The sequence below is a fragment of the Fulvivirga kasyanovii genome, from assembly GCF_009711405.1.
Lineage (GTDB): Bacteria > Bacteroidota > Bacteroidia > Cytophagales > Cyclobacteriaceae > Fulvivirga > Fulvivirga kasyanovii.
This window is the reverse complement of record NZ_SMLW01000606.1, coordinates 1-4,669: the sequence shown is the minus strand read 5'-3', so window position 1 is coordinate 4,669 and position 4,669 is coordinate 1. Positions and strand designations below refer to the sequence as shown.

4 protein-coding genes are annotated in these 4,669 nt (G+C 41.8%); 3 read left to right on the top strand and 1 reads right to left on the bottom strand.

Annotated features, from left to right (window positions below; genetic code table 11):
• Positions 1-635: 635 nt before the first annotated feature.
• Positions 636-977 carry a hypothetical protein gene (locus tag E1163_RS18640; protein ID WP_155173975.1) on the top strand — a complete coding sequence of 114 codons (342 nt, stop codon included), beginning with the start codon at positions 636-638 and terminating at the stop codon, positions 975-977.
• A gap of 3 nt (positions 978-980) precedes the next feature.
• Entirely contained in the window at positions 981-1,532 is a 552-nt protein-coding gene (locus E1163_RS18635) for a hypothetical protein (RefSeq protein WP_155173974.1), read from the top strand.
• Between the two features lie 72 nt (positions 1,533-1,604).
• Here E1163_RS18635 and E1163_RS18630 read toward each other — a convergent pair whose 3' ends face one another.
• On the bottom strand, positions 1,605-3,023 hold the full coding sequence (locus tag E1163_RS18630; protein ID WP_155173973.1) for a neutral/alkaline non-lysosomal ceramidase N-terminal domain-containing protein: 1,419 nt from the start codon (positions 3,021-3,023) through the stop codon (positions 1,605-1,607).
• 839 nt (positions 3,024-3,862) lie between these two features.
• Here E1163_RS18630 and E1163_RS18625 point away from each other — a divergent pair.
• The gene (locus E1163_RS18625; RefSeq protein ID WP_155173972.1) at positions 3,863-4,501 is read left to right on the top strand and encodes a CbrC family protein; all 639 of its coding nucleotides are present in this window, start codon (positions 3,863-3,865) and stop codon (positions 4,499-4,501) included.
• The last annotated feature ends 168 nt before the right edge of the window (positions 4,502-4,669 follow it).

Below are 4,669 nucleotides of genomic sequence, written 5' to 3'. Positions count from 1 at the left end.
AAGCTTAACTGTTCAGAAGCATTGACCGTAGTAATACAGCCAAACTAAAGAAATTCTTCCCTTGCAGGGCTTGAACCTCACTCGATTATTAACAAAAGGCTGCACCTTTTGCTGATAGAAAGCGCTCTTTCAGAGCTGCAGTTGCGCTTCTTTTTGATCTGCCAGATGACCGAATTTTTTACCAATACCTTATTTCAAAACCAAGCTCTATATTTTTCTACTTCCCAGCGGATGTCTCTCGAAGATTCTACGGTATTTTAGATTGCACACATCCTGACATTATGTAGATCCGGCTTAGTAGAGTTCGTTCCGAAATTTTCACGGAGCAGTGGAGGAAATATTCGGAACCCTCAATTGAATTAGCACTTAATAAACCTAACCTGTTATTACATAAATTTTATAACTTGGTAGGCCATTTATCTAAATTTATTGATTATGGCGAGACGAGGTACTTACCAAAATGAAGGAAACAATCCGGTCGGGCGGGTTAGGCAACCGCCCATTACCTTTATAAGATTTAAACTTGAAAAGGCTGAACACAGCGGATTTACAACTGACTGCCAGGAACAGATTTTAGTTGCTTCAAAACGTTTATTAAATGACCAATTATAGATAGCGATACCACCAGGCAAAGTATGAGAATTATTTCAGGACTTCTGATTGTGCTAAGTTTCGTATTTGTTCAATGTGGGGCGAAAAATGAGGTTAATGCGAACCTCATTTTAGTTGAGTTGTACCCGGATAGACTCATCCTTGAGCAAAAGCAAATTAAAAAAAATGACTTTGAAGAAGAATTAAAAACAGTGGTAGATAAGAAAATAGATGAAGGGTTTAAAAAGGACGAGTTAACAATAGTTTTGAAGGTGGAGAAGAATACCAGACGGGGTGACGTCGCAGATGTCGAAATGTCAATGAGGAGATTGAATGTACGAAAGCTTAAATTTTCCATCTTCGAAAAAAAGACAAGTACACACTAACTTATGAAATTCAAATCTGAATATTATTACTACGGTTTCTCTGATCAAGTGATATATAGAAGGCTGATTTCAGCATTTGCTTTATTTGCCGGGACATTTTCAATTGTGGCAATATTTCATTTCGATGGCTCAGAAACCAACTCCAGAGGCACATTTACTAAGATTTTATATGGACTTGGTAATATGTCGTTGGACACTTACGCCATAGTTTTACCAATAGCTATTTTCTCAACCATCACAGTACTACTTATTCTTAATGCAAAGTATAAACATCGAAATATTGTAGTTGGATTAGACCTTAATGAAAAAGATAAAGTTCTAAGGGTTAGAACGAGGGCACTGTCAGGAGCAGTTGCGGATACTGAGCTACCTTATTCAAAGGTGAAAATAATTCATGAACGACTGTCAGATGGGTGGACTGGCCCGATGTATGATTGTCTTACGATTTTAAACAGCGATACGATGATTGGACATTTCTATAAAGATCATGATATGTGGACATCTGGTAATTCTGATAAACTGGAAAAACTATTAAAGGGAATTAGATACAGATGACAAAGCTGTGAAAGAGACATCATGAAATTTAAATTTTATAAATGATGATTAGGAATGGGATAAAAATATCAACTACCTTGACCCATGCGGATCACGCACCGAAATCAACTCCTCAAACTCCAACCTGTCCACTTCAATGATTTTTTGCAATTCCGCTCTATGCTTTTTAAGGATCCTGCGGCCGCCTCTGAAATTAAACAAGGAGCTTCTGGAGTCATATTCGCCCTCGTAGTATTCATCTTGTGTGGTGAAATACCCGACATAATCATTGGTAAGGCCCAAAACCCAGGCATGGTCGTAGCCCATTTCTTTGCTCAGTGTTTTTAGTTGCAGGCCCAGTGTGGTGGAGGCTTCCCCCGGCCAGGTAAACATCATAATATCACCTACGCCGACTATGGAGATGCGTGTGCGCTGGTTCATAAGTCCCGCAATCGGGATCCTTAGGGGAGGGAGCCAGTTTTTCTTGGCCAGGGTTTTACGGTTGGCATATTTGAAAGAATATCCGGGTATGCCCAGCCAAATTTTGGAAGTAGTACTGGTTAGGTTTGGAGGCATCGGCCGGAGGTTTTCCAGTGCAGGGGCCGCCTGCCGTGCAAATTCTTCACCTGTCCACTGCATTTTGTCGTACCCACGCTCAATCACCCTCACATCGCCCAGTGCCCCCTGAAATAAGGCCATGGTAGGCTGGGTCATCTCAGGAGGATTTTTGGATGCGATCAACTGCTCCATATTTCTTTCTATAGACCCGATAACATCGGCGCTATATTTTAAATTGGTTGGCCCCAAAGCCCCTCCGTGAATTGCAAAATTGATCATTCCACCCAGCCAATGGCCCTGCGAATTCCTCAGTAGCAATATCTGAACTTCATCGTCGACATGGTACTCCCTGTTGTCCCGCCATTTATTCTTTTGCAGGCAGTCAGCCCGAAAGTCTGTGCGGTACAGCTCCACGGGCTCCTGCTGCTCGATGGCCATTAAGATACTTTCATACACCTTGCTGACGATGTAGTTGTAATTCTCCCTTTGAAAAAGGTCGGTGGCCAGGAAGGCTAATGGTAGCTTGCGCGTTAAAGTACCCGGGCCGGAATGTGTATGTGTGGCAGAGATAAACAATTGGTCCCGCTCAAAGCCCAGCGGTTTGATGAGCCTGTAGATGCTATTCACGAAACGGTAGCTTACCCCGATCATGTCCAGGCTAATGAAGAGAAGCTTTTCCTGATCGTTTTGGAGAAATATGACCTTACTTCTGATTGCGTCATGGCGGCCGATGGAAGGTTTGAACATGAAGCAATGCGGGATTTCCCCTTTCCAGTCCGTCTTGTCCAGCCTTCTGTCCTTCGATCCATAGCCAGCCAGCGGGATGCCTATCTCTGGTTCAATATCCATACTGACGGCACTACCGCTCAATGCCCCTTGCCCCAAACAACACGAGATACTAAGTATAGTGAGTGTTAAATATAAGATCAGTCCGAGTTTATTAAATACAGCCATCAGTACTACTGTAGAACAGCAATTGGCATACAAAAATTCTACAACAGCGCTTCAGCTTAGGCCAGCATATCCTCTCCGACACGGAAGAGGGAGTTTTGATACTGCTTTGTTTATTTAAGAAACAAATCCAAGCCTCGTCATTCCGAAATTTTCGCAGAGTAGCGGAGAAAATATTCGGAATCCTCAACAGGAAAGCACCTGCTAAAGTAATCCCACCAACGAACAAATGCATACCCACCCAAAACTTCTCCCTTGAGGGAGACATACCGATTAGTGAAAATCGGGATAGAGGGTGTTCTGCACACTTTCAAATAGCATCAGGCGTTTCTTTCAGGCTGGCAAAACACCCCTGTAGTCCCCTCAATGGGACAGTTGGGCCGGTGGTTTTTTACTTTTGATCAAGCATTTGATTCGGGTACTACTTTCTGGTTTTTTAGCTGCTTTGTAGGGCTGGAGTTGCGGCATTGCGTGCGTATAACCTCACCCGGGTCTGTAGGTAATTGGGAAATACCTGCTAACAGACTGATGCGCAGGTGCTAAAATCCTCCTTTGTAGGAGGTGTGCCGATTAAAAATTCACACCTGTATCTCCTGGAAAAATAGCAGGTTGAGTATTGACATCGTTACCGGGTTCAGTTACTTTTAAATTTTATATGCATCCGAATTGTGGTGAAGGGTGGGAGTCCATCGCAGTATATTAGAATGTATGTTATGCTAATAGTGGCCGTTTGTAGATTTTCACGAAATGGTGCTATGTTGCTGTTTGTTATGAAGTGAAAAGTGCATGCTATGATAGCAATAAAGCAATTGTAATAATGTTGTAAGCAATAGATAAAAAGAATGGAAATTTTAGATTTAAGATATTTTAATGCCCCAATTTCAGAAACCCCTTTTGAATTAAGCAGTGATATTTCCCACTGCTCTATCTGCAAAAAGGACTCTTCGCCAAGGTTGCAATTAAACGGCTCTATTGAAATAATTTATGAGGGTTCTGAAGCAATAGAAACGGTTTGTTTAGACTGTTTGAATGATCGGAAATATGGTTTCGAACATCAGGTGGAAGGTGGTTTTTTGACCAAAGATGGAATCTTAACTGAATCTGAACAATACGAATACCTGAAAAATAGTGATGATTATTCTTTGATCCTTGAGCCAAAAGAACAAAATCTTTTAAAAATTGAACAGGCAAAGGTTGATGATTTGGCCCATACAGCTCCCTTTAATGCATTCCAGGGAGCGCTATGGCTGGTTCACTGCAATGATTTTATGAAATTCATTGGAACCTGGCAACATGATGATTTCGTGCAACATGCCCCAAATGGCGATCCGAAGGAATTTTTTGATAACATTGTGGATAATTGGAACGGGGATGATTTTTATGATAAGCAATTCGGCCCTAATAAATCTGAACATGCCGGATCAGTTTTTTATGCGTTCGAATGTTTGCATTGTAAACAACACAGAGGGTATGTGGAGTAAGCGGATTAGGGGTTTAAGTACTAGAGAAAGTATTACTGCATTATCTTTTCTGTGCATAAGACCTCACCCGGCTTAGGCCTGTAGGTCAGCTTAGGCCTCTCCGATGTAGATCGATGTGGAGAGGGAGTTTTGATGCTGCTATGACTTCGGTTTTATGTTAAAACCAAT

What these genes read in the sequence shown, in the direction of transcription:
- E1163_RS18640 (WP_155173975.1), top strand. Translation starts at nt 636, where the DNA reads ATGAGAATTATTTCAGGACTTCTGATTGTGCTAAGTTTCGTATTTGTT.
- E1163_RS18635 (WP_155173974.1), top strand. Translation starts at nt 981, where the DNA reads ATGAAATTCAAATCTGAATATTATTACTACGGTTTCTCTGATCAAGTG.
- E1163_RS18630 (WP_155173973.1), bottom strand. Translation starts at nt 3,023, where the DNA reads ATGGCTGTATTTAATAAACTCGGACTGATCTTATATTTAACACTCACT.
- E1163_RS18625 (WP_155173972.1), top strand. Translation starts at nt 3,863, where the DNA reads ATGGAAATTTTAGATTTAAGATATTTTAATGCCCCAATTTCAGAAACC.